The 25,407-nt window shown below is 73.0% G+C and carries 23 protein-coding genes; 9 read left to right on the top strand and 14 right to left on the bottom strand.

Annotated features, from left to right (window positions below):
* The first annotated feature begins 8 nt into the window (after positions 1 to 8).
* Positions 9 to 554, top strand: a complete 546-nt coding sequence (locus ABZ714_RS05685) for a hypothetical protein (protein ID WP_358823866.1) — start codon at positions 9 to 11, stop codon at positions 552 to 554.
* A 173-nt stretch (positions 555 to 727) separates the two neighbouring features.
* Here the strand turns inward: ABZ714_RS05685 and ABZ714_RS05680 are convergent, their stop codons facing one another.
* From ABZ714_RS05680 to ABZ714_RS05660, 5 genes are all read right to left on the bottom strand, one after another.
* Positions 728 to 967 (bottom strand): hypothetical protein, encoded by a 240-nt coding sequence (locus tag ABZ714_RS05680; RefSeq protein ID WP_358823865.1) that lies wholly within the window; start codon positions 965 to 967, stop codon positions 728 to 730.
* 283 nt (positions 968 to 1,250) lie between these two features.
* Positions 1,251 to 1,817, bottom strand: coding sequence for a tRNA (adenosine(37)-N6)-threonylcarbamoyltransferase complex ATPase subunit type 1 TsaE (gene tsaE / locus ABZ714_RS05675; protein ID WP_358823864.1), 567 nt, complete (start codon positions 1,815 to 1,817; stop codon positions 1,251 to 1,253).
* Complete coding sequence (locus ABZ714_RS05670) at positions 1,792 to 3,015, bottom strand: alpha/beta hydrolase (RefSeq protein WP_358823863.1); 1,224 nt, start codon at positions 3,013 to 3,015, stop codon at positions 1,792 to 1,794. Before ABZ714_RS05670 ends, tsaE begins: the two co-directional genes overlap by 26 nt.
* A 124-nt stretch (positions 3,016 to 3,139) precedes the next feature.
* A complete protein-coding gene (alr, locus tag ABZ714_RS05665) occupies positions 3,140 to 4,351 on the bottom strand; it encodes an alanine racemase (RefSeq protein ID WP_358823862.1) in 1,212 nt (403 codons plus the stop codon).
* Between the two features lie 405 nt (positions 4,352 to 4,756).
* Positions 4,757 to 6,256 (bottom strand): NAD(P)H-hydrate dehydratase, encoded by a 1,500-nt coding sequence (locus tag ABZ714_RS05660; RefSeq protein ID WP_358823861.1) that lies wholly within the window; start codon positions 6,254 to 6,256, stop codon positions 4,757 to 4,759.
* Positions 6,257 to 6,500: 244 nt separating this feature from the next.
* Between ABZ714_RS05660 and ABZ714_RS05655 the strand changes: the two genes are divergently transcribed.
* The gene (locus ABZ714_RS05655) at positions 6,501 to 7,091 is read left to right on the top strand and encodes a hypothetical protein (protein ID WP_358823860.1); all 591 of its coding nucleotides are present in this window, start codon (positions 6,501 to 6,503) and stop codon (positions 7,089 to 7,091) included.
* Positions 7,092 to 7,094: 3 nt separating this feature from the next.
* Positions 7,095 to 9,218, top strand: a complete 2,124-nt coding sequence (locus tag ABZ714_RS05650; protein ID WP_358823859.1) for an endoglucanase — start codon at positions 7,095 to 7,097, stop codon at positions 9,216 to 9,218.
* Between the two features lie 271 nt (positions 9,219 to 9,489).
* Here the strand turns inward: ABZ714_RS05650 and ABZ714_RS05645 are convergent, their stop codons facing one another.
* Both ABZ714_RS05645 and glmS read right to left on the bottom strand, forming a co-directional pair.
* Positions 9,490 to 9,858 (bottom strand): holo-ACP synthase, encoded by a 369-nt coding sequence (locus tag ABZ714_RS05645; RefSeq protein WP_358823978.1) that lies wholly within the window; start codon positions 9,856 to 9,858, stop codon positions 9,490 to 9,492.
* An 11-nt stretch (positions 9,859 to 9,869) separates the two neighbouring features.
* On the bottom strand, positions 9,870 to 11,717 hold the full coding sequence (gene glmS / locus ABZ714_RS05640) for a glutamine--fructose-6-phosphate transaminase (isomerizing) (protein WP_358823858.1): 1,848 nt from the start codon (positions 11,715 to 11,717) through the stop codon (positions 9,870 to 9,872).
* A gap of 223 nt (positions 11,718 to 11,940) precedes the next feature.
* On the opposite strand from glmS, the gene coaA reads away from it, so the two are divergent.
* The 4 genes from coaA (at position 11,941) to ABZ714_RS05620 (ending at position 16,070) form a co-directional block, all read left to right on the top strand.
* Positions 11,941 to 12,933 (top strand): type I pantothenate kinase, encoded by a 993-nt coding sequence (gene coaA / locus ABZ714_RS05635; protein ID WP_358823857.1) that lies wholly within the window; start codon positions 11,941 to 11,943, stop codon positions 12,931 to 12,933.
* A 29-nt stretch (positions 12,934 to 12,962) separates the two neighbouring features.
* Positions 12,963 to 13,898 carry a DUF389 domain-containing protein gene (locus ABZ714_RS05630; protein ID WP_358823856.1) on the top strand — a complete coding sequence of 312 codons (936 nt, stop codon included), beginning with the start codon at positions 12,963 to 12,965 and terminating at the stop codon, positions 13,896 to 13,898.
* Between the two features lie 508 nt (positions 13,899 to 14,406).
* The gene (locus ABZ714_RS05625; RefSeq protein ID WP_358823855.1) at positions 14,407 to 15,480 is read left to right on the top strand and encodes a protein kinase family protein; all 1,074 of its coding nucleotides are present in this window, start codon (positions 14,407 to 14,409) and stop codon (positions 15,478 to 15,480) included.
* A gap of 59 nt (positions 15,481 to 15,539) precedes the next feature.
* On the top strand, positions 15,540 to 16,070 hold the full coding sequence (locus ABZ714_RS05620; RefSeq protein ID WP_358823854.1) for a DUF6584 family protein: 531 nt from the start codon (positions 15,540 to 15,542) through the stop codon (positions 16,068 to 16,070).
* A gap of 98 nt (positions 16,071 to 16,168) precedes the next feature.
* Here ABZ714_RS05620 and glmM read toward each other — a convergent pair whose 3' ends face one another.
* From glmM to rplM, 3 genes are all read right to left on the bottom strand, one after another.
* Positions 16,169 to 17,527, bottom strand: a complete 1,359-nt coding sequence (gene glmM, locus ABZ714_RS05615; RefSeq protein ID WP_358823853.1) for a phosphoglucosamine mutase — start codon at positions 17,525 to 17,527, stop codon at positions 16,169 to 16,171.
* Positions 17,528 to 17,724: 197 nt separating this feature from the next.
* Positions 17,725 to 18,243, bottom strand: coding sequence for a 30S ribosomal protein S9 (gene rpsI, locus ABZ714_RS05610; protein ID WP_358823852.1), 519 nt, complete (start codon positions 18,241 to 18,243; stop codon positions 17,725 to 17,727).
* A gap of 41 nt (positions 18,244 to 18,284) precedes the next feature.
* Complete coding sequence (rplM, locus tag ABZ714_RS05605; RefSeq protein WP_358823851.1) at positions 18,285 to 18,728, bottom strand: 50S ribosomal protein L13; 444 nt, start codon at positions 18,726 to 18,728, stop codon at positions 18,285 to 18,287.
* A gap of 716 nt (positions 18,729 to 19,444) precedes the next feature.
* Here rplM and ABZ714_RS05600 point away from each other — a divergent pair.
* Positions 19,445 to 19,654, top strand: coding sequence for a hypothetical protein (locus tag ABZ714_RS05600; RefSeq protein WP_358823850.1), 210 nt, complete (start codon positions 19,445 to 19,447; stop codon positions 19,652 to 19,654).
* Positions 19,655 to 19,688: 34 nt separating this feature from the next.
* Here ABZ714_RS05600 and ABZ714_RS05595 read toward each other — a convergent pair whose 3' ends face one another.
* A complete protein-coding gene (locus ABZ714_RS05595; RefSeq protein ID WP_358823849.1) occupies positions 19,689 to 21,311 on the bottom strand; it encodes an ATP-binding cassette domain-containing protein in 1,623 nt (540 codons plus the stop codon).
* Between the two features lie 55 nt (positions 21,312 to 21,366).
* On the opposite strand from ABZ714_RS05595, the gene ABZ714_RS05590 reads away from it, so the two are divergent.
* Positions 21,367 to 22,311, top strand: a complete 945-nt coding sequence (locus tag ABZ714_RS05590; protein ID WP_358823848.1) for a hypothetical protein — start codon at positions 21,367 to 21,369, stop codon at positions 22,309 to 22,311.
* On the opposite strand, the gene truA is transcribed toward ABZ714_RS05590, so the two are convergent.
* The 3 genes from truA to ABZ714_RS05575 all read right to left on the bottom strand — a co-directional run bounded on the left by truA (position 22,282) and on the right by ABZ714_RS05575 (position 25,034).
* Entirely contained in the window at positions 22,282 to 23,172 is an 891-nt protein-coding gene (truA, locus tag ABZ714_RS05585; protein WP_358823847.1) for a tRNA pseudouridine(38-40) synthase TruA, read from the bottom strand. The two genes, ABZ714_RS05590 and truA, sit on opposite strands and share 30 nt — an antisense overlap.
* A gap of 106 nt (positions 23,173 to 23,278) precedes the next feature.
* Positions 23,279 to 23,791 (bottom strand): 50S ribosomal protein L17, encoded by a 513-nt coding sequence (rplQ, locus tag ABZ714_RS05580; RefSeq protein ID WP_358823846.1) that lies wholly within the window; start codon positions 23,789 to 23,791, stop codon positions 23,279 to 23,281.
* 220 nt (positions 23,792 to 24,011) lie between these two features.
* Entirely contained in the window at positions 24,012 to 25,034 is a 1,023-nt protein-coding gene (locus tag ABZ714_RS05575; RefSeq protein ID WP_003956430.1) for a DNA-directed RNA polymerase subunit alpha, read from the bottom strand.
* Between the last annotated feature and the right edge of the window lie 373 nt (positions 25,035 to 25,407).

The raw sequence follows: 25,407 nt of genomic DNA, 5'->3' as shown, positions 1-25,407 counted from the left end.
TGGCGCAGGTGGCACGCAGCTCGGGACTGGTGGCCGGGCTCACGGCAGCCGCTCTGGCGGGTGTCGGTTTCCTCGCCTACAAGGCGGAGGCCAGCGTCTCCGACATGAAGGCCAGGCCGGGCGCGAGTACGGGCCCCGGGAAGTCCGCGCCCAAGACGCCGGTCAACCCGCTGGCGCTGCCAGCCGGATCGGGCTCGGGCGAACGGGTGGTCTACGGGCTCCAGTCGCGCCGGGTCTGGCTCGTCGAGGCCAAGGGGAACAAGGTCAAGCACACCTTCCAGGTGATGCCGTCGACGGTGAACCCGAAGCCGGGGACGTACTCGGTGACCTCGCGGGCGGGGAAGATCCCCGGCTCCGACGGGGTGGCGATCGAGCATGTGATCCGGTTCGCCAAGGCCGACGGGGTGACGGTCGGCTTCAGCGCGGCGGTCAACGGCTCCATGGCGGCGCCGAATCCGAAGAAGAAGACCGGCGGTGTGCGGATGACGCGCGCCGACGGCGATGTGATCTGGAGCTTCGCGACGGTCGGGACGAAGGTCGTCGTCCTCCCCTGACCGGTCCGGCACCGCCCCGGCCGGTCGCGTCGACGTACAGGCGGGGAGAACCGCCCGTACGGAGGACCCGGCGGGGTGAGAGGTCCCGTACTCCTCGGCGGTACGTCCCCGGCCCCGGTACGCGTTCGTACGGCTCCGGGCGCTCCGGCGCCCGGACGGCCCCGGCCGGACGGTCAGGCGGCGTCGCGGCGGGTCGGCGGACGGGCCTCGTCGGCACGGGCGCCCGGCTCGGCGTGCGCCACGCAGTCCGCACCTTCGTATGCGCGGTCGCGGTCGGTCTCGTCGTGGAGCCGGGGCGGGGTGGAGACCGCCGTCGCCGCCGCGCAGGAGGCCAGCAGATCCCGCATGGACGGCGGCTGGGGCGGCCGGTGCCGCCGGGACGGCCGGAGTGCCGTGTCGCGCTCGGATGCCATGGCTGCCTCCCAGGTCACGAGGACCGGTTCGGTCGACGGTCATCGGTGGACGGTCGGGTAGTTAGGTACACCTAACCAAGCGTCCGTACCATGTCACCACGCCCGGTACGTCCCGCGCAACAATTTCCCGACGGCTTGTCGGAATATCCGGGGAATCCGGCCGGAGCGCCGCGCGGGATCGCCTCCGGACCCGCCGGACCCCGGCTCGTACGCGTACCCCGCCGGTCGCGAAACCTCGCCCGTCGCAAACCCCGGCTCCGGGCGCGGCACGGCCGCCCCGACGTCAGACCGACCGCAGGTCCGACTCCGCCCAGCGCGCCCCGTACCCGGTCAGCGTCACCGTCCGGCGGTCGTCGTCGGTGTCGCCGACGACCCGGTGGATCACCACATGGAGCCGGTCGTCCGACAGGTCCTCGACCTTCCCGTCGCCCCACTCCACCACGACCACCGAATCCGGCAGGGAGACGTCGAGATCGAGATCCTCCATCTCGTCCAGACCGCCGCCCAGCCGGTAGGCGTCCACATGGACGAGGGCCGGGCCGCCGCTCAGCGGTGGATGGACCCGGGCGATGACAAAGGTGGGCGAGGTGACCGCGCCCCGGACGCCGAGGCCCTCCCCCAGCCCCCGGGTCAGGGTCGTCTTTCCGGCGCCCAGCTCGCCGGTGAGCATCACCAGATCGCCGGGGCGCAGCAGCTTCGCCAGCCGTCGTCCCAGGTCGCGCATCTCCTCGGCCGATTCGACGGCACGTCCGGCGACGGCGGCGGCAGCGGGGGCGGAGCCGGACGCGGCTCCGGACGCGGGGGCGGGCGGCGCGGGGACGGCGTCAGCCGGGTTGTGCGGTGCTTCCATACGGGCCAACGTTAGCCGCTGCCGGTACCGCCCCGGCGCGGGCGAGCAGATCCGCCAGCCGGTCCGTGACGGCCTCCGGGTACTCCAGCATCACCAGATGTCCGGCGTCCGGCACGATCACCAGCTCGGCGTCCGGCAGCAGGTCGGCGATGGACTCGCTGTGCGCGCTCGGGGTGACCAGATCCTTGTCCCCGGCCAGTACCAGTACCGGAAGGCCGGCGAAGACCTCCAGGTCACCGGCCTTGTCGTGGTCGTCGAAGGCGGGATAGAACTCGGCGACCACATCGATCGGGGTCGACTCGATCATCCGCTCCGCGAACCGCGCGACCGCCGGATCGACGTCGCGGGAGGAGAACGAGTACCGCTTGATCAGCCCGGCGAAGAGGTCGGCCGTGGCCCGGCGGCCGCGTTCCACCAGCTCGGCCTGGGAGCCGAGGGCCCGCAGCACCTGCGGCAGTACGCGCCGTACGGCGGCCACACCCGCGACCGGGAGCCCGTAGTTGACCTCGCCCAGCCGTCCGCTGGAGGTGCCGACGAAGGCGACGGCCGCGACCCGGTCCCGGACGAACTCCGGATACTGCGAGCCCAGCGCCATCACCGTCATCCCGCCCATCGAATGCCCCACGAGCACCACGGGACCCTCGGGGGCCGCCGCGTCGATCACGGCCCTCAGATCCCGGCCCAGCTGGTCGATGGAGACCGGCCGCCGGCCCGGCCCCTGCTGGGCGGCGCCCCGCTCCGACCTGCCGTGGCTCCGCTGGTCCCAGTGGACGGTACGGACCAGTCCGCGCAGGGCGGCCCGCTGGAAGTGCCACGCGTCCTGGCTGAGGCAGTAGCCGTGGCTGAAGACGACGGTGACCGGGGCGGGCGCCTTACGGCCGAAGAGCCTGCGCCGACGCGGCCCGGCGGCCTGCGGATCGAGATCGTCGACCTCGTAGTAGAGGAGGGTGCCGTCGTCGGCGACGGCCTTCCCGGGGACGCCGCGCACCGATCCGTACGGGCCCGTGGCGTCGAGGGCGAGCCGGGCCTTCTTACGGACCCCCCGGCCGACGGTGAGCCGCTCGACGGCCACGCCCACGGCCGCGCCCGCCGCGATCACCCCTATCGCGGCGCCCGCGATCCCGGCCCGGCGCCAGGGGCCCGTCCCGGCGGAGACCGCGGCTGCGGCCAGGGCTTCCCCCGTACTGGTCTCGGTCACCGTGCGGCTCCTCCTGGTCGTCCTCGTCGGCCGGGTCGTCGTCCGTCTCCGTGGTCCCGCGGCCCCGGGGGGATCCGGGCGGGCGGGCATCGGCCCTCCCGCTCCTTCCGCGCGGACCCGGTTCTCATGCCGGGGGCTGCGTACCGCCGTTCGGGTCGGCGGCGGGCGCGGTTCCGGCGCCGGCGGCCGTGCCGACGTAGTGGCGGGGCACCCGCTGGCCGATCCGGGTGACGATCTCGTACGCGATGGTGTCCGAGGCCCGCGCCCAGTCCTCGGCCGTCGGCTCACCCCGGTCCCCCGGGCCGAACAGCACCGCCTCCGTGCCCTCCTGCACCTTGTGCCGCCCCAGATCGACCACGAACTGGTCCATGGCGACCCGTCCGGCGACCGTGTGCAGCTCCCCGCCGACGAGTACGGGCCCCCGGCCGGAGGCATGGCGCGGAACGCCGTCCGCGTACCCGACGGGGATCAGACCGAGGTTCGTCTCCTCGCCGGTGACATAGGTGTGCCCGTAGCTGACGCCGTGTCCGGCCGGGACGGCCTTCACCAGAGCGACCCGGGCGGAGAGCGTCATCACCGGCCGCAGCCCCAGCTCCCGGGCCGTACCGACCTCGGGCGACGGCGAGATGCCGTACATCGCGATCCCCGTCCGCACCAGGTCGAAATGGGCCTCGGGGAGGGTGAGGGCAGCCGGGGAGTTGGCGATGTGCCGCACCTCCGGATCGATGCCCCGGCCCTCCGCGTACGCCAGCATCTCCCGGAACGTGTCCGACTGGAGCCGGATCGACGGATGCCCCGGCTCGTCGGCGCAGGCGAAATGCGACCAGACACCGGTCACCCGGACCGCGCCGGACGCCTCGGCGGCGCGGGCGGCGGCCACCAGCTCGGGCCAGTCGCCGGGCTGGCAGCCGTTACGGCCCAGGCCCGTATCCGCCTTCAACTGGATCCGGGCGGGGCGGCCGGCCTCCCGGGCGGCGGCGACCACCTCCGTCAGCGCCCACATACCGCTGACCGACATGTCGAGCCCGGCTTCGACACCCTCGCGCCAGGGGCCGCCGGGCGTCCACAGCCAGCACATCAGGGGCCCGTCGAGCCCGGCGGCGCGCAACGCGAGCGCCTCCCACGGCGTCGCCGTCCCCACCCAGGCGGCCCCCGCCTCCCGGGCGGCCCGGGCGCAGGGCAGGGCGCCGTGCCCGTAGGCGTCGGACTTCACCACGGCCATCAGCGCCGCGCCGCCGGTCCGGGCGCGCAGCGTCGCGACGTTGCCGCGGAGCGCGCCGAGATCGATCTCGGCGCGGACGCGGGAGAAGCCTGAGGTGGTGACGGTGTCGTTCATCCCCCCCAGTCTCTCAGAGCCCCCGCTGAGGGGTACCTGCCCCTGCGGGCGCCCGCGGCGGGAGCCCGTCCCCGGGGTACCGCCCCCGACCAACCGGGCCGCGCCCGGCGACCTGGCGCCACCGGCGGCCCGCGGACCGCCGGTGGCTCGTCTCGCAGTTCCCCGAGCCCCTGGGTTGCCCTCGTCACCGCCCTTGCAGGGAGGCGGGGCCCTTTTCAGGGACGGCGCTGGGGAGAGCATTTAGGGGCGCGGGGAACTGCGCGACCAGCTACAGACGGCGGGCGGTCGCCCGACAACACCCGCCCGGCAGGTCGGATGGCGTGGCCCTCACCCGAAGGGCCGAGGCGCTGGGGGCCGCGCCCCCGAACGCCGCCCCCTCCGTCCGAGGCGGGACGGCGATGGCCCTCAGGGGGACTGGATGTCGCGCCACGCCGCAGGGAGGGTCGTCGCGATGTCGGGGGCCGTGACCGGGGTGCCGACCCGGGTCGCGGCCGTGCGGGCCGACAGGCCGTGGAGGTAGGCCGCGGCGGAGCCCGCGTCCCGCGCGGAGAGGCCCGTCGCGAGGAGGGAGCCCGCGAGGCCGGAGAGCACGTCCCCGGAGCCCGCCGTCGCCAGCCATGGTGTGCCCATCGTGTCGGCCCGGACCGGTGTTCCCGGGTCCGCGTCGGCGACCAGGGTCGTGGAGCCCTTGAGCAGGACCGTCGCCCCGTACCGGCCCGCGAGTTCCCGGACGGCGGCGAGCCGTCCGGCCTCGACCTCGTCGCGGGTGGTGCCGAGGAGCGCCGCCGCCTCGCCTGCGTGCGGGGTGAGCAGGGTGGGCGCGGCGCGGTCCCGCAGCAGGCCGGGTTCGTCGGCGAGGCGGCGCAGTCCGTCCGCGTCGACCAGTACGGGGACGGGCGCGGCGAGGATCTCCGCGACGGCGTCGAGTTCGTCGCCGAGTCCGGGCCCGACGACCCAGGCCTGGACGCGGCCCGCCTTCTCCGGCGGCCCGGCGTGGACCAGCGTCTCGGGGTAGCGGGCGATCACCTGGTCGGCGGCGTGCCCGACGTACCGTACGGCTCCGGCGCCGCCCCGCAGGGCGCCCGCGACCGCGAGGACCGCCGCGCCCGGGTAGCGCGCGGAGCCCGCGGCGATCCCGACGACACCGCGCCGGTATTTGTCGTCGGCCGCGCCGGGCCGGGGCAGCAGCCGGGCCACGTCGGCGTGCTGGAGGGCCTCCAGCGCCGGTACGGACGGCAGTACGCCGCCGAGTCCGATGTCGACGAGGTGTACCGCGCCCGCGTGTTCGCGCGCCGGGTCGACGAGGAGCCCCGGCTTCTCCGTGCCGAAGACGACGGTCAGATCGGCCCGGAGCGGCTCGCCGCGCACCTCGCCGCTGTCGGCTTCGACGCCGCTGGGCAGGTCGACGGCGACGATCACGGCCCGGGAGCCCCGGGCGGCGCGGGCCACGGGCACGGCGTCGGGGCGGAGTCCGCCTCGGCCGCCGATGCCGGTGATCCCGTCGAGTACGAGGTCGGCCGCGGCCAGGACCTCGTACGGGTCGTCGGCGACCCGGCCGCCCGCCGCGAGCAGCGCCGCGAGGCCGCCGGGGTGGGCCCGGTCGGGGGCGAGGAGTACGGCGCTCACCGCGGCGCCCCGGCGGGCGAGCCGGGCGCCCGCGTAAAGGGCGTCGCCGCCGTTGTCGCCGCCGCCCGCGAGGACGACGACCCGTGACCCGTAGACCCGGCCGGCCGGTCCGCCGGCCGGTCCGCCGCCGGGCCCGCCGCCCGGTCCGCCCCGCAGGAGCCGGGCGCAGACGGCGGCGAGTCCGGCGGCGGCGCGCGCCATCAGGGTGCCGTCGGGGAGCCGGGCCATCAGTTCGGCCTCGGCGCGGCGGACGGTGTCCACGGTGTGGGCGGTACGCATGGTCCGAGTCTCCCCCACCCTTCGTCCGGCCGCGCCCCCACCACGCCCGGGCCCCGGAGGCCCCGGCCCTCCCCGGAGGGGCCGCTGACGAGGTCTCAGGCGCCGGACCGCGTGGGCGCGTACCCCGGCCTCACCGCGGGGTTGACGCGACCTCAAGTCGAACTTAGGTTTGCCTTACCTAAGTGGTCGTGAGCGTTTCGCGACCACTCCTGGCCTTCCCCGAAACCGAAAGGTGCCCCCACCCATGCGCTCTGCCGCCACCAAGGCCCCCAGCAAGGCCGCTCGTACGGCCGCCCGCGCCGGTGTCGCCGCGCTCGGTGCCGCCGCCCTCACCCTGGGCCTCGCCTCCTCCGCGTCCGCGGCGACCGTGACGAGAACGGTGGTGGACGGGGCGACGTACAACCTCTCCCTGACCGCCCCGAACACGGCCGCGGCGACCGGGCAGAACGTCACCGTCAGCGGTTCCGGCTACAACCCCTCGCGGGGTGTGTACGTGGGCCTGTGCGCGGTGCCCGCGGGTGTGAACGTCACCGACCCGTCGACCTGGAACGCCAAGCCGACGCCGTGTCTCGGCGGCCAGGACCAGGCCGGTACGACGGGCGCGTCGCACTGGGTCAACAAGGACTGGTACTGGATGGCCCCGAACAACTCCTCGCCGTACACGGTCGCGGCGGGTCGCGGCGGCTTCTCGGTCCAGATCCACGTCAAGGCGCAGATCTCGCCCTCCGTCACCTGCGGCCAGAACGGCGTGACCTGCGCGATCGTCACCCGCGCCGACCACTTCGATACCAATGACCGCAAGTACGACGTCTACGTCCCGGTGACGTTCTCCTAACCCATGCCCACGCGCACCAGAAGCGCCGGACGCCTCGTGGCCTTCGCCGCGCCGTTCCTGTTCGCCGCCGCGGCCCTCACCGCGGCGGCGCCGGGAACGGCCGCGGCGGCCACGCCCGGCGAGGCCACCGGGCCCACCGGCCAGAAGCTGACCGTCTCCGAGACGGCGAATATCGACCCGGCCGGACAGAAGGTCCGGGTCTCCGGCACCGGTTACGACGTCACCAAGGGCATCTACCTGGCGGTCTGCCGGGTTCCCGAGCCCGGCGAGCAGCCCAGCCCCTGCCTGGGCGGCAGTGATTTCTCCGGAAGTTCCGGTTCCTCCTACTGGATCTCCAACAACCCGCCGCCCTACGGCGTCGGCCTGGTGAAGAAGTTCACCGCCGACGGCGACGGCAAGGGGAGCTTCACCTTCGATCTGACCCTCAAGGCGAAGGACAGCGGCGCGGACTGCACCCAGGCCCGCTGTGCCGTCGTCACCCGGGCGGACCACACCCATATCTCCGACCGCGACCAGGACGTCATCGTCCCGTTCACCTTCGCGGCGGGCGGCGGACCGCCCGCGCCCGAGGTCCCGGCCGGGACCGTACGGCACCAGGCGCTGCGGACCCTCACCCCGCCCGTCGGCGGCGCCGACCACGCGGTGGCCGACCCGGCGAAGGGGCGGCTGTACGTGGCGAGCGACAGCGGCACCGAGCGGCGGCTGACGACCTACGACACCACCACGGGGCAGGCCGTCGGCGCCCCCGCCGTACTGCCGGGCGCGGTCTCGGCGATGGCACTGGACTCCGGCGCGAACGCCCTGCATCTGGCCTTCGACGGGCGGCTGGCGACGTACGACACGAAGTCCGGCGAGCTGACGGACAAGGCGCTGCTGGACGCCCATGTGAGTCTGCTGGCCGTCGATCCCTCGGCCGGGCGGGTCTACGCCGCCGAACCGTCAAGGAGGTCGGTCACGACCTTCACCACCGGGAGGACGGCGTCCGCCGACTGGCAGCGGATCGGCGCACCGGCCGTACTCCGGTTCCCGCCCGCGGGGCTGGCCGTCGACACCTCGGCGGACCGCGCGTACGCCACCCATGTCGGGCCCAACACCTCCACCTCGCCGATGACGTTCCACAACATCCTGAACGGCATCGACGGGAAGACCGGGGCGGTCACGAGCGAGCTGAGCCTGGGCACGTCGGCGCTCGGCAGTATGGGGCTCACAGTCGACCCGAAGACCCGTACCGGCTATGTCGCCAATCTGGCGGCGGGCACGGCCTTCGCCGTCGACCTGGCGGCGAACAAGGTCACCGGCACCCTGCCCGCGGGCCCCAACCCGAAGGCGATGGCGTTCGACGCGTCCACCGAGACGCTGTACGTGGCCCGGACCCAGGCGCCGGAGGTCGCCGCGATCGATGTGAGGACCGGGAAGACCGAGGTACTGGAGGTCGGCGACCAGCCCTCCGGGATCACCCTCGATCCGGAGGTCCGCGGCGTCTTCACGGTCGCCGACGGCAAGGTGACCCACAGCCAGCGACAGGTCTCCCCGGCGGTGACCCGGGCCCCGAAGGCGGCGACGGTCACGGCGGGCGGGAAGGCCGAGTTCACGGCCGCGGCGACGGGCTTCCCGGCGCCCGTCAACGGCTGGGAGGTCAGCTCGGACGGCTCGGCCTGGCTGCCGATCGCCGGCGCGTCGGGCCCGAAGCTCACCTTCACGGCGGCGAGGGAGCACGACGGGAACCGCTACCGGGCGGTCTTCTCCAACCCCGTCGGGTCCCTGCGCTCCGCCCCGGCCGCACTGACGGTGAAGGAGGCCACGCAGGAGCCGCCGCCCGGCTCGGCCGGCGGTTCGTCCAACGGTTCGGCCAACGGCGGCTCGTCGGGCGGCTCGTCCTCCGGCAGCACCGGCGGCCACTCCACGGGCGGCGGAAACAGCGGTACGACGGGTGCCTCGGGCGGCGGTTCGGCAGGCGGCGGCTCCACCGGCGGCGGCGCGTCCGGCGGCGGTACCGGCGGATCCGGCGGCGGATCGCTCGCCTCCACCGGTACGAGCGCCTTCGCCCTCACCGGCGCGGCGGCCGGACTCGCGGTCGCGGGCGCCCTGGCCACCTTCCTGGTCCACCGCCGTCGCGGGACGGCCTGACCCGGCCCGGAACACCCCACCGGCCGGAACACCCGCCGGCCGGGACGGACCGCGCGCCCCTGCAAGGCTCGCGCGGGCCGTCCCGGCCCTCACCGGGGCCCTACACCCCCCGCGGGACCCACCGGTGCCGCCGCCCTCCTCCCTCCCCGGGGAACGGGCGGCGGCACCGGTGTTCCGCGGCACCCGCTCATCGCCGCCCGCCGACCGCCGCCCCGGCCGACCCGCCGCCCGTCGGAGCCCAGCCCCCTCCGAGCCCGCCGCGGACGGCCCGTCACCCCTCCGCGATCGCCACCGCCGACGCCACGCCCGCGTCATGGCTGAGGGAGATATGCCAGGAGCGCACCCCCAGCGCCGTCGCCCGCGCCGCCACCGTGCCGTAGACCTCCAGCCGGGGGCGCCCGTCGGACTCGACGCGGATCTCCGCGTCCGTCCACTGGAGGCCCGGCGGAGCGCCCAGCGCCTTCGCCACCGCCTCCTTCGCGGCGAACCTGGCCGCGAGGGACGCGTACCCCCGCCGCTCCCCGCTGGGCAGCAGCAGCTCGCGTTCCAGGAAGAGCCGCCGGGCCATCCCCGGCGTACGCCGCAGCGACGCCGCGAACCGGTCGATCTCGGCGACGTCGATCCCCACCCCGATGATCATCTGTTGACTCACTACTCCACGGTCACGGACTTGGCCAGATTGCGCGGCTGGTCGACCTCGTTGCCCCGGGCCGTGGCCAGCTCACAGGCGAACACCTGCAACGGAACCGTAGCGACCAGCGGCTGGAGCAGGGTCGGGACGGCCGGGATCCGGACCAGATGATCCGCGTACGGCACCACCGCCTCGTCGCCCTCCTCCGCGATCACCACGGTCCGCGCCCCCCGCGCCCTGATCTCCTGGATATTGGAGACGATCTTGCCGTGGAGCACCGACCGGCCCCGGGGAGACGGCACCACGACGACCACCGGGAGCCCGGCTTCCACCAGGGCGATCGGACCGTGCTTCAGCTCACCCGCGGCGAAGCCCTCGGCATGCATATAGGCCAGTTCCTTCAGCTTGAGCGCGCCCTCCAGGGCGACCGGATAGCCGACATGGCGGCCCAGGAAGAGGACGGTGCCCTGACCGGCCAGCGAGCGGGCGAGGGCGCGTACCGGCTCCGTGGTCTCCAGTACGCGGTCGAGCGCGGCCGGGACCCCGGCCAGGTCGCGGATGACCGCCCGGATCTCGTCGCCCCAGGTCGTCCCGCGCGCCTGCCCCAGATAGAGGGCGACCAGATAGCAGGCGACGAGCTGGGTGAGGAACGCCTTGGTGGAGGCGACGGCGACCTCGGGACCGGCATGGGTGTAGAGCACGGCGTCCGACTCGCGCGGAATGGTGGAGCCGTTGGTGTTGCAGACCGCGAGGACCTTCGCGCCCTGCTCCCGGGCGTGCCGGACCGCCATCAGGGTGTCCATGGTCTCGCCGGACTGGGAGATCGCGATCACCAGGGACCGCCGGTCGAGGATCGGGTCCCGGTAGCGGAACTCGCTCGCCAGCTCGACCTCACAGGGGATCCTGGTCCAGTGCTCGATCGCGTACTTGGCGATCAGACCCGCGTGGAACGCCGTCCCGCAGGCGACGACCACGACCTTCTCCACCGCCCGCAGCTCGGGTACCGGGATCCGGACCTCGTCCAGGGTCAGGGACCCGTCCGCGTCCACCCGGCCCAGCAGGGTGTCGGCGACGGCCCGCGGCTGCTCGGCGATCTCCTTGAGCATGAAGGAGGCGTAGCCGCCCTTCTCGGCCGCCGACACGTCCCAGTCGACGTGGTACGGACGGACCTCGGCCGGGGCGCCGTCGAAGCCGGTGACGGTGATCCCGTCCCGGCGCACCTCCACGACCTGGTCCTGGCCCAGTTCGATCGCGGAGCGGGTGTACGCGATGAAGGCGGAGACGTCGGAGGCGAGGAAGGACTCCTCCTCGCCGACCCCGACGACCAGGGGCGAGTTCCGCCGGGCGCCGACGACGGTACCGGGCTGGTCGGCGTGTACGGCGACCAGGGTGAACGCGCCTTCGAGCCGACGGCAGACGAGCCGCATCGCGTCGGCGAGATCACCGCAGGAGGAGAAGGACTCGGCGAGCAGATGGGCGGCGACCTCGGTATCGGTCTCGGAGTCCAGCCGATGACCCCGGTCCGCCAGTTCGGCCCGGAGGGCGGCGAAGTTCTCGATGATGCCGTTGTGGACGACGGCGACCCGGCCCGCGTTGTCGAGATGCGGATGCGCGTTGGCGTCGGTGGGGCCGCCGTGGGTGGCCCAGCGGGTGTGCCCGATCCCGGTTGATCCGGCCGGCAGGGGCCGTTCGACCAGCGCCTTCTCCAGATTGACCAGCTTTCCGGCCTTCCGGGCGGCGGCGATGCCCCCGTCGGCGAGTACGGCGACCCCGGCGGAGTCGTAGCCGCGGTACTCCAGCCGCTTGAGGCCGGCGACCACGACGTCCAGCGCCGACTGCCCTCCGACATACCCCACGATTCCACACATATGCCGCACTGTACGGCGCCGGAGCCGTACCGCGTCCGCACCACCGCCCGTCGCCCGGCGGCACGCCACCCGCCCAGCCCTCACGGACCACAAGCCTCACCTGTCCCAGGCACACCAGGGACCCCTCCCCTTCCACCCTCGCGACCCCTGTTATCACCCCTGTCACCACCCGCGTGACGGACCCCACGGCCCGCTTCCGCCGCCCGGCACCGACAATGGGCCTGTGATCACGACGCCGCCACGGAACACCCACCGCAAGGCCGCCGACGCCACCCCGTACGTCGACCTCACCCGGGCGGAGTGGAGCGCGCTGCGCGACAAGACCCCGCTACCGCTCACCGCCGACGAGGTCGAGCGGCTGCGCGGCCTCGGGGACGTGATCGACCTGGACGAGGTACGGGACGTCTACCTGCCGCTCTCCCGGCTGCTGAACCTCTACGTCAAGGCCACCGGCGAACTCCGCGGGGCCCTGAACACCTTCCTCGGGGACACCGGCGGCGGCCAGGTCCCCCAGCGCGGCACCCCCTTCGTCATAGGGGTCGCGGGCTCGGTCGCGGTCGGCAAGTCGACGGTCGCCCGGCTGCTCCAGGCCCTGCTGGCCCGCTGGCCCGAACACCCCCGGGTGGAGCGGGTCACCACCGACGGCTTCCTGCTGCCGATGAAGGAGCTGAAGGCCCGGGACCTGATGTCCCGCAAGGGGTTCCCGGAGTCGTACGACCGCCGGGCGCTGACCCGGTTCGTCGCCGACATCAAGGCGGGCAAGGACGAGGTCACCGCACCCGTCTACTCCCATCTGATCTACGACATCGTGCCCGGCGAGCGGCTGGTGGTACGCCGTCCCGACATCCTCATCGTGGAAGGCATCAACGTCCTCCAGCCCGCCCTCCCCGGCCAGGACGGCCGGACCCGGGTCGCGCTCGCCGACTACTTCGACTTCTCGGTCTATGTCGACGCCCGCCCCGAGGACATCGAGACCTGGTACCTGAACCGGTTCCGGCAGCTCCGGGAGACCGCGTTCCGGGACCCGTCCTCGTACTTCCGCAAGTACACCGAGGTCACCGAGGAGGAGGCGATGGAGTACGCCCGCACCACCTGGCGCACCGTCAACAAGCCGAACCTCCTCCAGAACGTGGCTCCGACCCGCGGCCGTGCCACCCTGGTGGTGCGCAAGGGCCCCGACCACAAGGTGCGACGGCTCTCCCTGCGCAAACTCTGACCGTCCCGGACCGTGGGGAGCCGCCCGGCGTGCTGCATCTGCGACTGATCACCCCCGCCGACCGCACCGCCGACGTCACCCGGCTGCTCGAAGCCGCGGTCGGCACCGCCCACCTGGTCGTCCTGCCGGGCGCGGCCCGGGACCCGGCGGGCGACCTGGTCCTCTGCGACGTGGCCCGGGAGGCCGCCGACGAACTCATCGCCGACCTACGGGAACTGGGCATCGACGAGACCGGCTGCATCGCGGTCGAGAACATCGACCTCTCCGTCTCCCGCCGCGCCGACCACGCGGAACACGAGGCCCCCGGCGAGAGCGCGGACGCGGTCCTCTGGGACCACCTGGAGGACGCCACCCACGAGGAGTCGACCCTCTCGGCCACATATCTGGCCTTCATGTCGCTGGCCACGATGATCGCCGCCTGCGGCGTGGTCCTCGACAACGCGATCCTGATCGTCGGCGCGATGGCGGTGGGCCCCGAATTCGGCCCCCTGGCGGGCCTCTCCACCGCCCTGGTCCGCCGCGCGCCCCGGCTGGCGGCCCGCTCCCTGCTGGCCCTGCTGATCGGCTTCGCCACCGCGATGTCCGTCACGGTCGGCTTCAGCCACCTGATGACCTGGTTCGACCTCTTCGACGCGGCCGCCCTCGAAGCCCCCCGCCCCAACACCAACTTCATCTACCAGCCCGACGAGTTCTCCCTGGTCGTCGCCATCCTCGCGGGCGTCGCGGGCACCCTCTCCCTCACCTCCGCCAAGTCCGGCGCCCTCGTCGGCGTCGCCATCTCGGTCACCACGATCCCGGCGGCGGCCAACGCGGCGGTCGCCTTCTCCTTCGACGAGTACCGCCAGGCCTGGGGCTCGACGGAACAGCTCCTCCTCAACCTCCTCGGCATCATGACGGCGGGCACCCTGACCCTGCTGGCCCAGAAACTCTTCTGGACCCGCCAGAAGAAGCGGGCGAAGCCCTGAGGCCGTCAACACCCCTCCAACACCCTTGGAAACAGGGTGAGTTGCGTCATCCTGACATTCCGTTAGCGCTTGGTCGAGGAGCGGCGCGCGGAATCCCCCGGATGCACGAAGGCCCGGCGGGCAACGACGCACCGCCCATGCCCCGGCCGCGCCCCCGGACACCCGCCCCGACCTCCCCGGACGGATCCGCCACGATCGGGACCACACGGACGGCACTCCCGGGAAATCGAAGAGAATTTCGACTTACCAGTCGGTGAGGTCCACCACCCGAACGCGGTGGGGATCGGCTGGATCCGGAGCGCCGCGTTCGAGTTCGGTGATCAAGGAGGGGAGAGCCGCGAGCAGGGCGGTGCGGGCGCCGGACGGCCGTACGTCCGAATCGCCGACTGCCGGTGGGGTCTCCCGGCCGGACGGCCCCCTTTTTCCACAAGGTGTCCTGCCATCGGACCGTGATAGCCGCCGCCCGCGTACAGTGCCCGGACACCCCGCCCCAGGAGGGAGAACCACCATGGGCACCGGACCGGACCACGGCGCGCGGCTGGGCGCGTACGAGAAGGTCGGCGGGTGGCTCGCGGCGGTCGGGGAGCGGCGACTCGGGGAGGTGCTGGCGGGGGTCGTGCCGCTGGGGGCCGGGATCGGGGGTGCCACGGGGGTGCTGGACGTCGCCGGGACGCCCGTCTTCGTGAAGCGCGTACCCCTCACCGCCGGCGAACTGGTCCCGGAGCACCGGTACTCGACCGCCGATGTCTTCGGGCTGCCCGCGTACTGCCACTACGGCGTCGGCCTGCCCGGCAGTCCGGGGTTCGGGGCGTGGCGTGAGCTGGCCGCGCACCGGATGACCACCGACTGGGCGCTGACCGGGGCCCATGACGGCTTTCCCCTGCTCTATCACTGGCGGGTACTGCCCGGGGAACCCTCGCCGCTGCCCGCCGAACTCGCCGATGTCGAAAGGGCCGTGGCCTACTGGGGCGGCGGGGACGGGATCCGGCGGCGGATCGAGGGGCTGCGGGGCTCCCCCGCGAGTCTCGTCCTGTTCCTGGAGCGGCTGCCGGAGACCCTGCACGACTGGCTCTCCGCGCGGATCGGGGCCGACCGGGGCACGGCGGACGCCGCCGTACGGTCCGTCGAGGAGCAACTGACCGCCGGGGTACGGGCCATGAACGAGCTGGGGCTGCTGCACTTCGACGGCCACTTCGGCAATGTCCTCACCGACGGCCGCCGGCTCCGCTTCACCGACTTCGGGCTCGCCCTCTCCCCCGGCTTCGATCTCTCCCCCGCCGAACGCGACTTCGCCGCCCGGCACCGCGCCCACGACCCGGCGTATGCCCTGAGCTATCTGGTCAACTGGCTGATCAGCGCCGTCTACGGGTACCGGCGGCCCGAGCGCGAGGCCCTGATCCGGGCCTGTGCCGACGGGGCCGAGCCACCGCCGGGGCCCGAGGCCGCCCGGGCCGCGATCGTCCGGCACGCGCGGATCGCCGCCGTCGTCACCGAGTTCCACGGCAGGCTGACGGAGGAGAGCCGGGAGACCCCGTACCCGGCCGCCGAGGTCGAACGGGCGCTCCGGGCCGACCGGCCCTGATCAGGGCCGTCGGCGAAACCGGTTCGACGGCGGTCCGGCCGCTGGCCGATCATGCCCTCATGGCCCTGAGAGAGACCCTCGCCCGTGTCGACGCCGACCTCGCCGCCGGACGCATACCCATGGCCCGCCAGCGGCTCCGCGGACTGGTCGCGTCCTACCCCGGCGATCCGGTGCCGCGCCGGCGGCTGGCCGAGGTCTACCGGCTCTACGGGGACCCGGCCGAGGCGGGCCGCTGGATGTATCTCGAAACGGACCGCGACCCGGCCGAGACCGCGGCCTTCGAGGAGCGGTACCGCAACCCCGGCCGCCGGATGCGGGCCCTCGCCTGGCGGGGGCCGGAGTCCGACGCGCCCTCCGACCTCGCCCGCGAACGGCTGGCCGCCGTCCGGACCGCCTGCTCCGACGCGGTCGGGCGGGACGTCGGCTGGGACCGCATCCCCGAGGACGACGAGTTCGAGCCCGATGCGGAGGAGCCGACGCGCACCTGGCGCGATACGGTCACCGACGTCTTCATCGGGCTCGGCTGTCTGACCGTCGCCGCCGCCGCCGTCACGCTCTGGGTGCTGGGCGCCGTCTCCCTCTTCGACTGACCGGACGGCCGGAAGGCCCGCCGCGGACCACCGGACACACCCGTGCCCCCGGGCGTACGACAGGTACGCCCGGGGGCACGGGAGAAGAACCGTCCGCGTCAGCCCAGGGCCGACTTCACCGCGTCCGCCAGCCGCTCCGCGACCGCCCGCGCCTGCTCGATGTCGGCGGCCTCGACCATGACCCGGACCAGCGGCTCCGTACCGGAGGGGCGGAGCAGTACGCGGCCGGTGGTGCCCAGCTCGCGCTCCGCCTCGGTCACCGCGGACGCCAGCTCCGCCGAGGTGTGGACCCGCGACTTGTCGACGTCCGGGACGTTGATCAGGATCTGCGGCAGCCGCTCCATCACACCCGCGAGATCGGCCAGGGACCGGCCGGTCGCGACGACCCGGGCCGCCAGCATCAGACCGGTGAGGGTGCCGTCGCCGGTGGTGGCGTGGTCGAGGACGATCACATGGCCGGACTGCTCGCCGCCGAGCGCGTAGCCGTGCTCCTTCATGGACTCCAGGACATAGCGGTCGCCTACCGCCGTCTGGACCAGTTCGAGGCCCTCGCGCTCCATCGCCAGCTTGAAGCCCAGGTTCGACATCACGGTCGCCACGACCGTGTCGCCGCGCAGGGTGCCCGCCTCGCGCATGGCCAGCGCCAGCACCGCGAGGATCTGGTCGCCGTCGATCTCCTCGCCCGTCGCGTCGACGGCGAGGCAGCGGTCCGCGTCGCCGTCGTGGGCGATGCCGAAGTCCGCGCCGTGCTCCACGACCGCGGCCCGCAGCTGGCCCAGATGGGTGGAGCCGCAGCCGTCGTTGATGTTGAGGCCGTCCGGGTCGGCGCCGATCGTGATCACCTCGGCGCCCGCCCGGGTGAACGCCTCCGGGGAGACCCGGGCCGCCGCGCCGTGCGCCTCGTCGAGGACGACCTTCAGCCCGTCGAGCCGGTTCGGCAGTACGGCGATGAGATGGGCGACGTACCTGTCGAAGCCCTCGTCGTAGTCGGTGACCCGGCCGACGCCCGCCCCGGTCGGCCGGTCCCACGGCGCACCGGTGCGGTGCTGCTCGTAGACCGTCTCGATCCGGTCCTCCAGATCGTCGGCGAGCTTGTGGCCGCCGCGGGCGAAGAACTTGATGCCGTTGTCGGGCATGGCGTTGTGACTGGCGGAGAGCATCACACCGAGATCGGCGCCGAGCGCCCCGGTCAGATGCGCCACCGCCGGGGTCGGCAGCACACCGACCCGCAGCACGTCGACACCGGCGCTGGCGAGACCGGCGACCACGGCCGCCTCCAGGAACTCGCCCGACGCCCGCGGGTCGCGCCCCACCACGGCGGTGGGCCGGTGGCCCTCGAAGGTACCCGCCTCGGCGAGTACGTGCGCCGCCGCCACCGACAGACCGAGCGCCAGCTCGGCCGTCAGATCCGCGTTGGCGACACCGCGCACACCGTCCGTGCCGAAGAGTCGTCCCACAACCGTCCTCCGAAAGTGCCTCGTGAGCCTGAGCCCTGCTCCGGGATTGAAAACACCGGGCCCGGCCGCGGGCCCGAGGGTCCGCCGGGACGGGCGGACTCCTTCGTTCAGCTTCGTTCAGCTGTGCAAAACGTACGCCCCGGGGGCACGAACAGTGCCGCCGGGGCGTACGTGTGAAACAGACCGAGCAGGCGTGATTAACGCTTGCTGTACTGCGGGGCCTTACGGGCCTTCTTCAGACCGGCCTTCTTGCGCTCGACGGCGCGGTCGTCGCGGCTCAGGAAGCCGGCCTTCTTCAGCGCGCCGCGGTTGTTGTCCACGTCCGCCTCGTTCAGCGCGCGGGCCACGCCCAGGCGCAGGGCGCCGGCCTGGCCGGAGACGCCGCCACCCGCGATACGGGCGATGACGTCGTAGCGGTTGTCGAGCTCGAGCACCTTGAAGGGCTCGTTGACTTCCTGCTGGTGCACCTTGTTCGGGAAGTAGTCCTCGAGGGTGCGACCGTTGATCTTCCACTTGCCGGTGCCCGGAACGATCCGGACGCGGGCGATGGCGTTCTTGCGGCGGCCCAGGCCCGCGGCGGGCTGCGGGTCGCCGAAGCGGGACGCCATCGACTCGGAGGTGTACTCGCCCTCCAGGGGCGTCTCCGACTCGAAGGTGGTGACCTCCTCGTAGGTCTCCTCGACCTCGACGGGGTTCTCAGCGGTGGTCTCGGCCACGATGCTCCTCAGATTCTTTTCGTCTTAGGGGGTGGCCGGAATTACTGCGCGACCTGGGTGATCTCGAACGGAACCGGCTGCTGGGCAGCGTGCGGGTGGTTCTCGCCCGAGTAGACCTTCAGCTTCGAGAGCATCTGACGGCCCAGGGTGTTCTTGGGGAGCATGCCCTTGACGGCCTTCTCGACGGCCTTCTCCGGGCTCTTCGCCAGCAGCTCGTCGTAGCGGACGGAACGCAGACCACCCGGGTAGCCGGAGTGGCGGTACGCCATCTTCTGGGTCCGCTTGTTGCCGGACAGGTGCACCTTGTCCGCGTTGATGATGATGACGAAGTCACCAGCGTCGACGTGGGGGGCGTAGATCGGCTTGTGCTTGCCCCGGAGAAGGGTGGCGGCGGTGGTAGCCAGACGGCCCAGGACAACGTCCTGCGCGTCGATGATGTGCCACTGGCGCGTCACATCGCCGGGCTTGGGGCTGTACGTACGCACGGTCGTAGCCTTCGCTTCTTCAGTGAGTTGGTCTTCCCCGGTCCGCGAGGACTGGAGAAGAAGGTCCTGACAAGGCCACCTGAACGATCACGACAGCCGTGACAGCACGCCGGGGACGCAACCCGGGTGCCTGTCGCTGGTCATCGGCCTGGTGGACCGGCGTAAGGGCCCCTCACGTGAGATAGAGCAAGCCAATACGCATAACGAACCAGAAGCTTACCCGGCCCCCTTCGCACGGGTCAAAGTCGCCCCCGGTCGACCGGCCGGGACGGAGAGCGACGACCGGTCCGGAGACGCGGCAGCGGGAGCCGTACGGGGCCGGAGCGGGCCCCGAGACGCGCGGCCGGGTGCCTCGTACGACGAAAGTCTCCCGGCCCGTCCGCTTCCGGCACCTGGGCCGGCCGCCCGGCCCCGCCCGCCGTCCCGGTCGGGCAGCAGCTCACCGAGTTCGTCGTGATCCAGAAGATCACCCCGGTCGTCAACCAGTACCGGATCACCGCCGGGGACGGCGAAGGACCTCTGATCGCCTTCGCCCGGCAGAAGCGGCTCGCCCTCAAGCAACGGGGCGCCCCGCACACCGGCGAGGACCGCCGGGACGAAGTCCGCTCCTTCCGCGCCCGCCAGGTCTGGGACCTCGGCCCGGCCCGCGACGTCACCGGCCCGGCCGGGGCGACGGGCACCGAGCGCAGCGCCGGGATCGCCGTACCGCGCCGGGCGTGGAAGGTCGCGGACATGGTCCTGCCGTTCGCGGTACCGCGTCCTTCGTCTTCCACTTCGGCTTCGTCCGGGACGGTGTCCCGGTCTTCTCGGTGGAACGGAAGTGGGGCATCCGGGACCGCTATCCGGTCCGGATCCAGGACCCGGACCCCGACCGCGGGCTGGTGCTCTCCACGGCCGTGGCCCCGGACGCCCTCCAGTCCCGCTGAGCGGCCCGGCGCCGCCCCGGGGCTCCCGTACGGGCTACCGCGCCCGCCGGACCCGCCGCTCGTCCCAGACCGGCCCGTCGGTCTCCCGGACCACGCCGTCCTCGCCGAAGACCAGATACCGGTCGAAGGAGCGGGCGAACCACCGGTCGTGGGTGACCGCGAGCACCGTCCCCTCGTACGCCTCCAGACCGTCCTGGAGCGCCTGCGCCGACTCCAGGTCCAGATTGTCCGTGGGCTCGTCCAGCAGCAGCGCCGTGGTCCCGGCCAGCTCCAGCAGCAGGATCTGGAAGCGCGCCTGCTGCCCGCCGGAGAGCCGGTCGAACGGCTGGTCGCCCTGCCGCTCCAGCTCGTACCGGCGCAGTACGGACATCGCGCCGCCCCGGTCCCGGGCGAACTCCGTCCACAGGATGTCCACCAGGGGCCGCCCGGCCAGCTCGGGGTGGGCGTGGGTCTGGGCGAAGTGCCCCGGCACGACCCGGGCGCCCAGCTTCCACCGTCCCGAGTGCCCCACCGAGCCGTCCCCGGCCAGCAGCCGCAGGAAGTGCGACTTCCCCGAGCCGTTCGAGCCCAGCACGGCCACCCGCTCGCCGTAGAACACCTCCAGGTCGAACGGCTTCATCAGCCCGGTCAGCTCAAGACCCTCGCAGGTCACCGCCCGGACCCCGGTCCGGCCGCCGGTCAGCCGCATCCGGATCTCCTGCTGCCGGGGCGGCTCGGGCGGCGGCCCCGCCTCGTCGAACTTCCGCAGCCGGGTCTTGGCCGCCTGGTACCGGGAGGCCATGTCGTCGCTGCGGGCCGCGTACTGCTGGAGGTCGAGTACCAGCTTCTTCAGCTGCGCCCGCTTCTCGTCCCAGCGCCGCCGCAGCTCCTCGAACCGCTCGAACCGCTCCGCCCGCGCCCGGTGGTAGCTGTCGAAGCCGCCGCCGTGCACCCAGACGTCCGATCCGGCCGGGCTGGGCTCCACACTGACGATCTTCTCCGCGGCCCGGGACAGCAGCTCGCGGTCGTGGGAGACGAAGAGGACCGTCTTACGGGTCTCCTTCAGCCGCTCCTCCAGCCACCGCTTCCCCGGCACGTCCAGATAGTTGTCCGGCTCGTCCAGGAGCAGCACCTCCTCCGGACCGCGCAGCAGCGCCTCCAGCGCCAGCCGCTTCTGCTCGCCGCCGCTGAGCGTCTTCAGGTCCCGGAACTGGGCCCGCTCGTACGGCACGCCGAGCGCCGCCGTCGTACACATGTCCCAGAGCGTCTCGGACTCGTACCCCCGGACCTCCGCCCAGTCGCTGAGCGCCTGCGCGTACCGCAGCTGGGCGGCCTCGTCGTCCACGGTCATGATCAGACGCTCGGCCTCGTCGACCGCCAGGGCGGCCGTCCTGATCCGCTCGGGGGCGAGGGACACCAGCAGATCGCGGACCGTGCGGTCGTCCCGTACGGAGCCGATGAACTGGCGCATCACTCCCAGCCCGCCGCTGACCGAGACGGAGCCCCCGTGCGGCCGCAGCTCGCCCGACAGCATCCTCAGCAGGGTCGTCTTGCCCGCGCCGTTCGCCCCCACCAGGGCGACCACCGCGCCGTCGCCGACCCGGAAGGAGGCGTCGGCGAGCAGGATCCTCCCGTCGGGAAGGTAGTACTCCAGATGCGCGGCTTCGAGATGTCCCATCCTCCGATGATGCGGGTCGATACCCCCCTCACCCAACCGGTTTAGGATGCGCGGCATGAGCTTCGGTCAGGGGGGGCCTCCGTGGGGGGCCGGTGAAGGACAGCAGCCGCAGAACCAGAACCCGTGGCAGGGCGGGGCGCCGTACGGCTCCGGAGGCCCGGGCCACGACCCGTACGGCAACCACGCCGCCCAGGGCCGGGACGGCGGCGCCACCCCCGACTGGGCGGCCCTGGCGGACGCCTCCGCGGCCCGCGCCCGGCGGCGGCGCCTGCTGATGGTCGGCGGCGGTGTGCTGGCGACCGTGGCGATCGCCGGAATCGTGGCCACCGCGATCGTCACGTCGGACGACGGCAAGGGCGGCGGCGACCGGGCCGACGGCAAGCAGAGCACCGCGCCCGGCCCGTCCGAGCCGGGCCCCTCGTTCTCCTCGGTCGCCCCGCCGCCCCCGCCGAACCCCAATGACTTCATCGCCGACGAGAAGAAGGACAAGGCGCCGCTGACGGCGGACGGCCTCTTCCCCGGCGACCGGATCACCGCCGGGGACCGGTCGTACGCGAAGGGGAGCACCCACCGGACCGGCAACTGCGCGGCCGTCGCCCAGCGGGCCCTCGCCGCGACGCTCCGCACCAACAACTGCGACCAGGTGTTCCGGGCCACGTACCACCGGGACGGTCTCGCGGTCACCGTCGGTATCGCGGTCTTCGGCACCACGGCCGAGGCCCAGCGGGCGAAGGAGACCAGCCGGAACATCGCCCCGCTGGCCGGGAAGGGCGTCCCCTCCTTCTGCCAGGGCGGCCGCCGGGTCTGCCTCTTCACGTCCAACCAGGTCGGCCGGTACGCGTACTACACGGCGACCGGCTACACCGGGACGAAGAACGTCACCCCCGGCGACGACCGGGCCTACCGGATGAACAACGACGTCGCCGACTTCGTCTTCAAGCAGATCGCGGCCCGGGGCACCGCCCAGGCGTCAGCAGCAGTCGGCGGGCCCTCCGACTGACCCGGCCCCGGCCACCGGCAGCGACCGCTTGTTACGGGCCTCGCGGCTGCGGGCCGCCAGCAGCTCGTCGGCCGGATAGCCGACCTCCTCCAGGGTCAGCCCGTGCGGCCGTACGACATGGACGGCGGAGTCCCGCACACCCGCGGCCAGCACCTGGGCGGGCCACTGCACCGGCCGGTGCCCGTCGCCGACGAAGAGCAGCGCGCCCACCAGGGAGCGGACCATGTTGTGGCAGAAGGCGTCGGCCCGCACGGTCGCCGTGATGATCCCGTCCCCGTCGCGCTCCCACTCCAGCCGCTGAAGGGTACGGATCGTGGTCGCGCCCTCCCGCCGCTTGCAGTACGCGGCGAAATCGTGCTCGCCGAGCAGCCCCCGGGACGCCTCGTTCATCGCGGCCACGTCGAGCGGCCAGTCGTGCCAGAGGACATGCCCGCGCAGCAGCGGGTCGACCCCGCCCGGATGGTCGCCGATCCGGTACGCGTACCGCCGCCAGACCGCCGAGAACCGGGCGTCGAAGCCCGTGGGGGCCTCCTCGGCCCGCCAGATCCGGACATCGCGCGACAGCCGCCCGGCGAGCCGCTTCAGCAGCTTCTCCCGGTGCTCGGCCCACACCCCGGCGGGCAGATCGACATGGGCCACCTGGCCCCGGGCGTGCACCCCGGCGTCGGTCCGCCCGGCGACGGTCAGCTCGTACGTCTCCGGGGACCTGGTCACCGTACGCAGCGCGTCCTCGATCTCGCCCTGCACGGTCCGGCGCCCGGCGGCCTGCTTGGCCCAGCCGGAGAACGCGGTGCCGTCGTACGACAGATCGAACCGCACCCGCACCCGGCCCGCCGGGACGCCGTAGCCGTCATCGGTCATCTCTGAAGATCCTCGTCTCTGCGGATACCGCCAACGGAACGGGCCCGTCCCCCCGAGAGGGAACGGGCCCGTCCATCAGCCTTCGGAACGCGATCGGGGAAACCGATCAGGCGTCCTTGGACTCCTCGGCGGCCTCGGCGGCCGGCTTGGCGTCCTCGGCCGGAGCGGCCTCGGCCTCGGCGGACTCCTTCTTCAGGGCGTCCTCCTTGACCGCGCGCACGGTCGCGGCCTCGGCCTCGGCGACGGTCGCCTTCTTGGCGATCTCGCCCTCGACCAGCTCGATGACGGCCATCTTGGCGTTGTCACCGCGACGGTTGCCGATCTTGGTGATCCGGGTGTAGCCACCCGGGCGCTCGGCGTAGCGCGGAGCGATCTCGGTGAAGAGCGCGTGCACGATGCCCTTGTCCGTGATCGTCTGAAGAACGAGGCGACGGTTGTGGATGTCGCCCTTCTTCGCCTTGGTGATCAGCCGCTCGGCGACCGGACGCAGACGACGGGCCTTGGCCTCGGTCGTGGTGATCCGGCCGTGCTCGAACAGCGCCTTCGCGAGGTTCGCGAGGAGCAGCCGCTCGTGCGCTGCGCTGCCGCCCAGACGGGCGCCCTTGGCGGGCTTCGGCATGGTGTTTCTCCTTGTGTCTGCACCGGCCGTATCAGGTACCGATGTCAGGACCCCGCAGGCGGCCGCCTACGGGCAACTGTGCCCGGCCCTTCTCAGGGCCGGGAAGTAGGTGCGCCCCGCCAGGGGCGCGAGGAACTGCGCGATCAACCGAAGTCGACCGGCAGTCCCCCACCGGGCAGCGGACCTACGGTCCTGCCCGCGCGCCCCGGGGGGAGCCGCCTCAGTACTGCTCGGTCTCCACGAAACCGGCATCCGCGTCGTCGTCCGCGCCGAACGCGTCCGCCGCGGCGGTCGGGTCGAATCCGGGCGGGCTGTCCTTGAGCGCCAGGCCCATCCCGGCCAGCTTCGCCTTGACCTCGTCGATCGACTTGGCGCCGAAGTTGCGGATGTCGAGCAGGTCCGCCTCGGAGCGGGCCACCAGCTCGCCCACCGAGTGGATGCCCTCGCGCTTGAGGCAGTTGTAGGAGCGGACCGTCAGCTCCAGCTCCTCGATCGGCAGGGCCAGGTCCGCGGCGAGCGCGGCGTCCGTCGGGGACGGGCCCATGTCGATGCCCTCGGCGTCGATGTTCAGCTCGCGGGCGAGACCGAACAGCTCGACCAGGGTCTTGCCCGCGGAGGCCATGGCGTCACGGGGACGCATCGCCTGCTTGGTCTCGACGTCGACGATCAGCTTGTCGAAGTCGGTGCGCTGCTCGACTCGGGTGGCCTCGACCTTGTACGTGACCTTGAGGACCGGCGAGTAGATGGAGTCGACCGGGATCCGGCCGATCTCCTGGCCGACCTGCTTGTTCTGCACGGCGGAGACATAGCCGCGACCGCGCTCGACGGTCAGCTCCATCTCCAGCTTGCCCTTGCCGTTGAGGGTGGCGAGGACGAGGTCGGGGTTGTGGACCTCGACACCGGCCGGAGGCGCGATGTCGGCGGCGGTGACCAGACCCGGGCCCTGCTTGCGCAGGTACATCACGACCGGCTCGTCGTGCTCCGAGGAGACCACGAGCTGCTTGATGTTGAGGATCAGGTCGGTGACGTCCTCCTTGACGCCCGGCACGGTGGTGAACTCGTGCAGGACCCCGTCGATCCGGATGGACGTGACGGCCGCGCCCGGGATCGAGGAGAGGAGGGTACGGCGGAGGGAGTTGCCGAGGGTGTAGCCGAAGCCCGGCTCCAGCGGCTCGATCACGAACCGGGAGCGGTACTCGTCGACGACCTCTTCGGTCAGCGAGGGACGCTGAGCGATCAGCATGCGGATCGTTCCTTCAGTCGGGGGCGCCCGCTATTTGACGCCCGACAGGTGTTGCTTAAAACAGGGTACGGGCGGTACGCCCCGAAGGGGACGTACCGCCCGGTCACAACGGTCCGGAGGTGAGTCCGTACCGCTGCGACAAGCCACTCGGAGCGGCGAGGCCGCTCCGCGAAGCCAGGCCCGCGTCAGACGCGGCGACGCTTCGGCGGACGGCAGCCGTACCGCGGTATGAGGGGGCAACCCCCACACCCCCGGCCGACAGCCGTCCCGGAGCCGAGGCCCGCGTCAGACGCGGCGACGCTTCGGCGGACGGCAGCCGTACCGCGGTATGAGGGGGCAACCCCCACACCCCCGGCCGACAGCCGTCCCGGAG

It is taken from the genome of Streptomyces sp. NPDC006798 (assembly GCF_040635975.1).
Lineage (GTDB): Bacteria > Actinomycetota > Actinomycetes > Streptomycetales > Streptomycetaceae > Streptomyces.
This window is presented reverse-complemented; position numbering and strand designations above follow the sequence as displayed.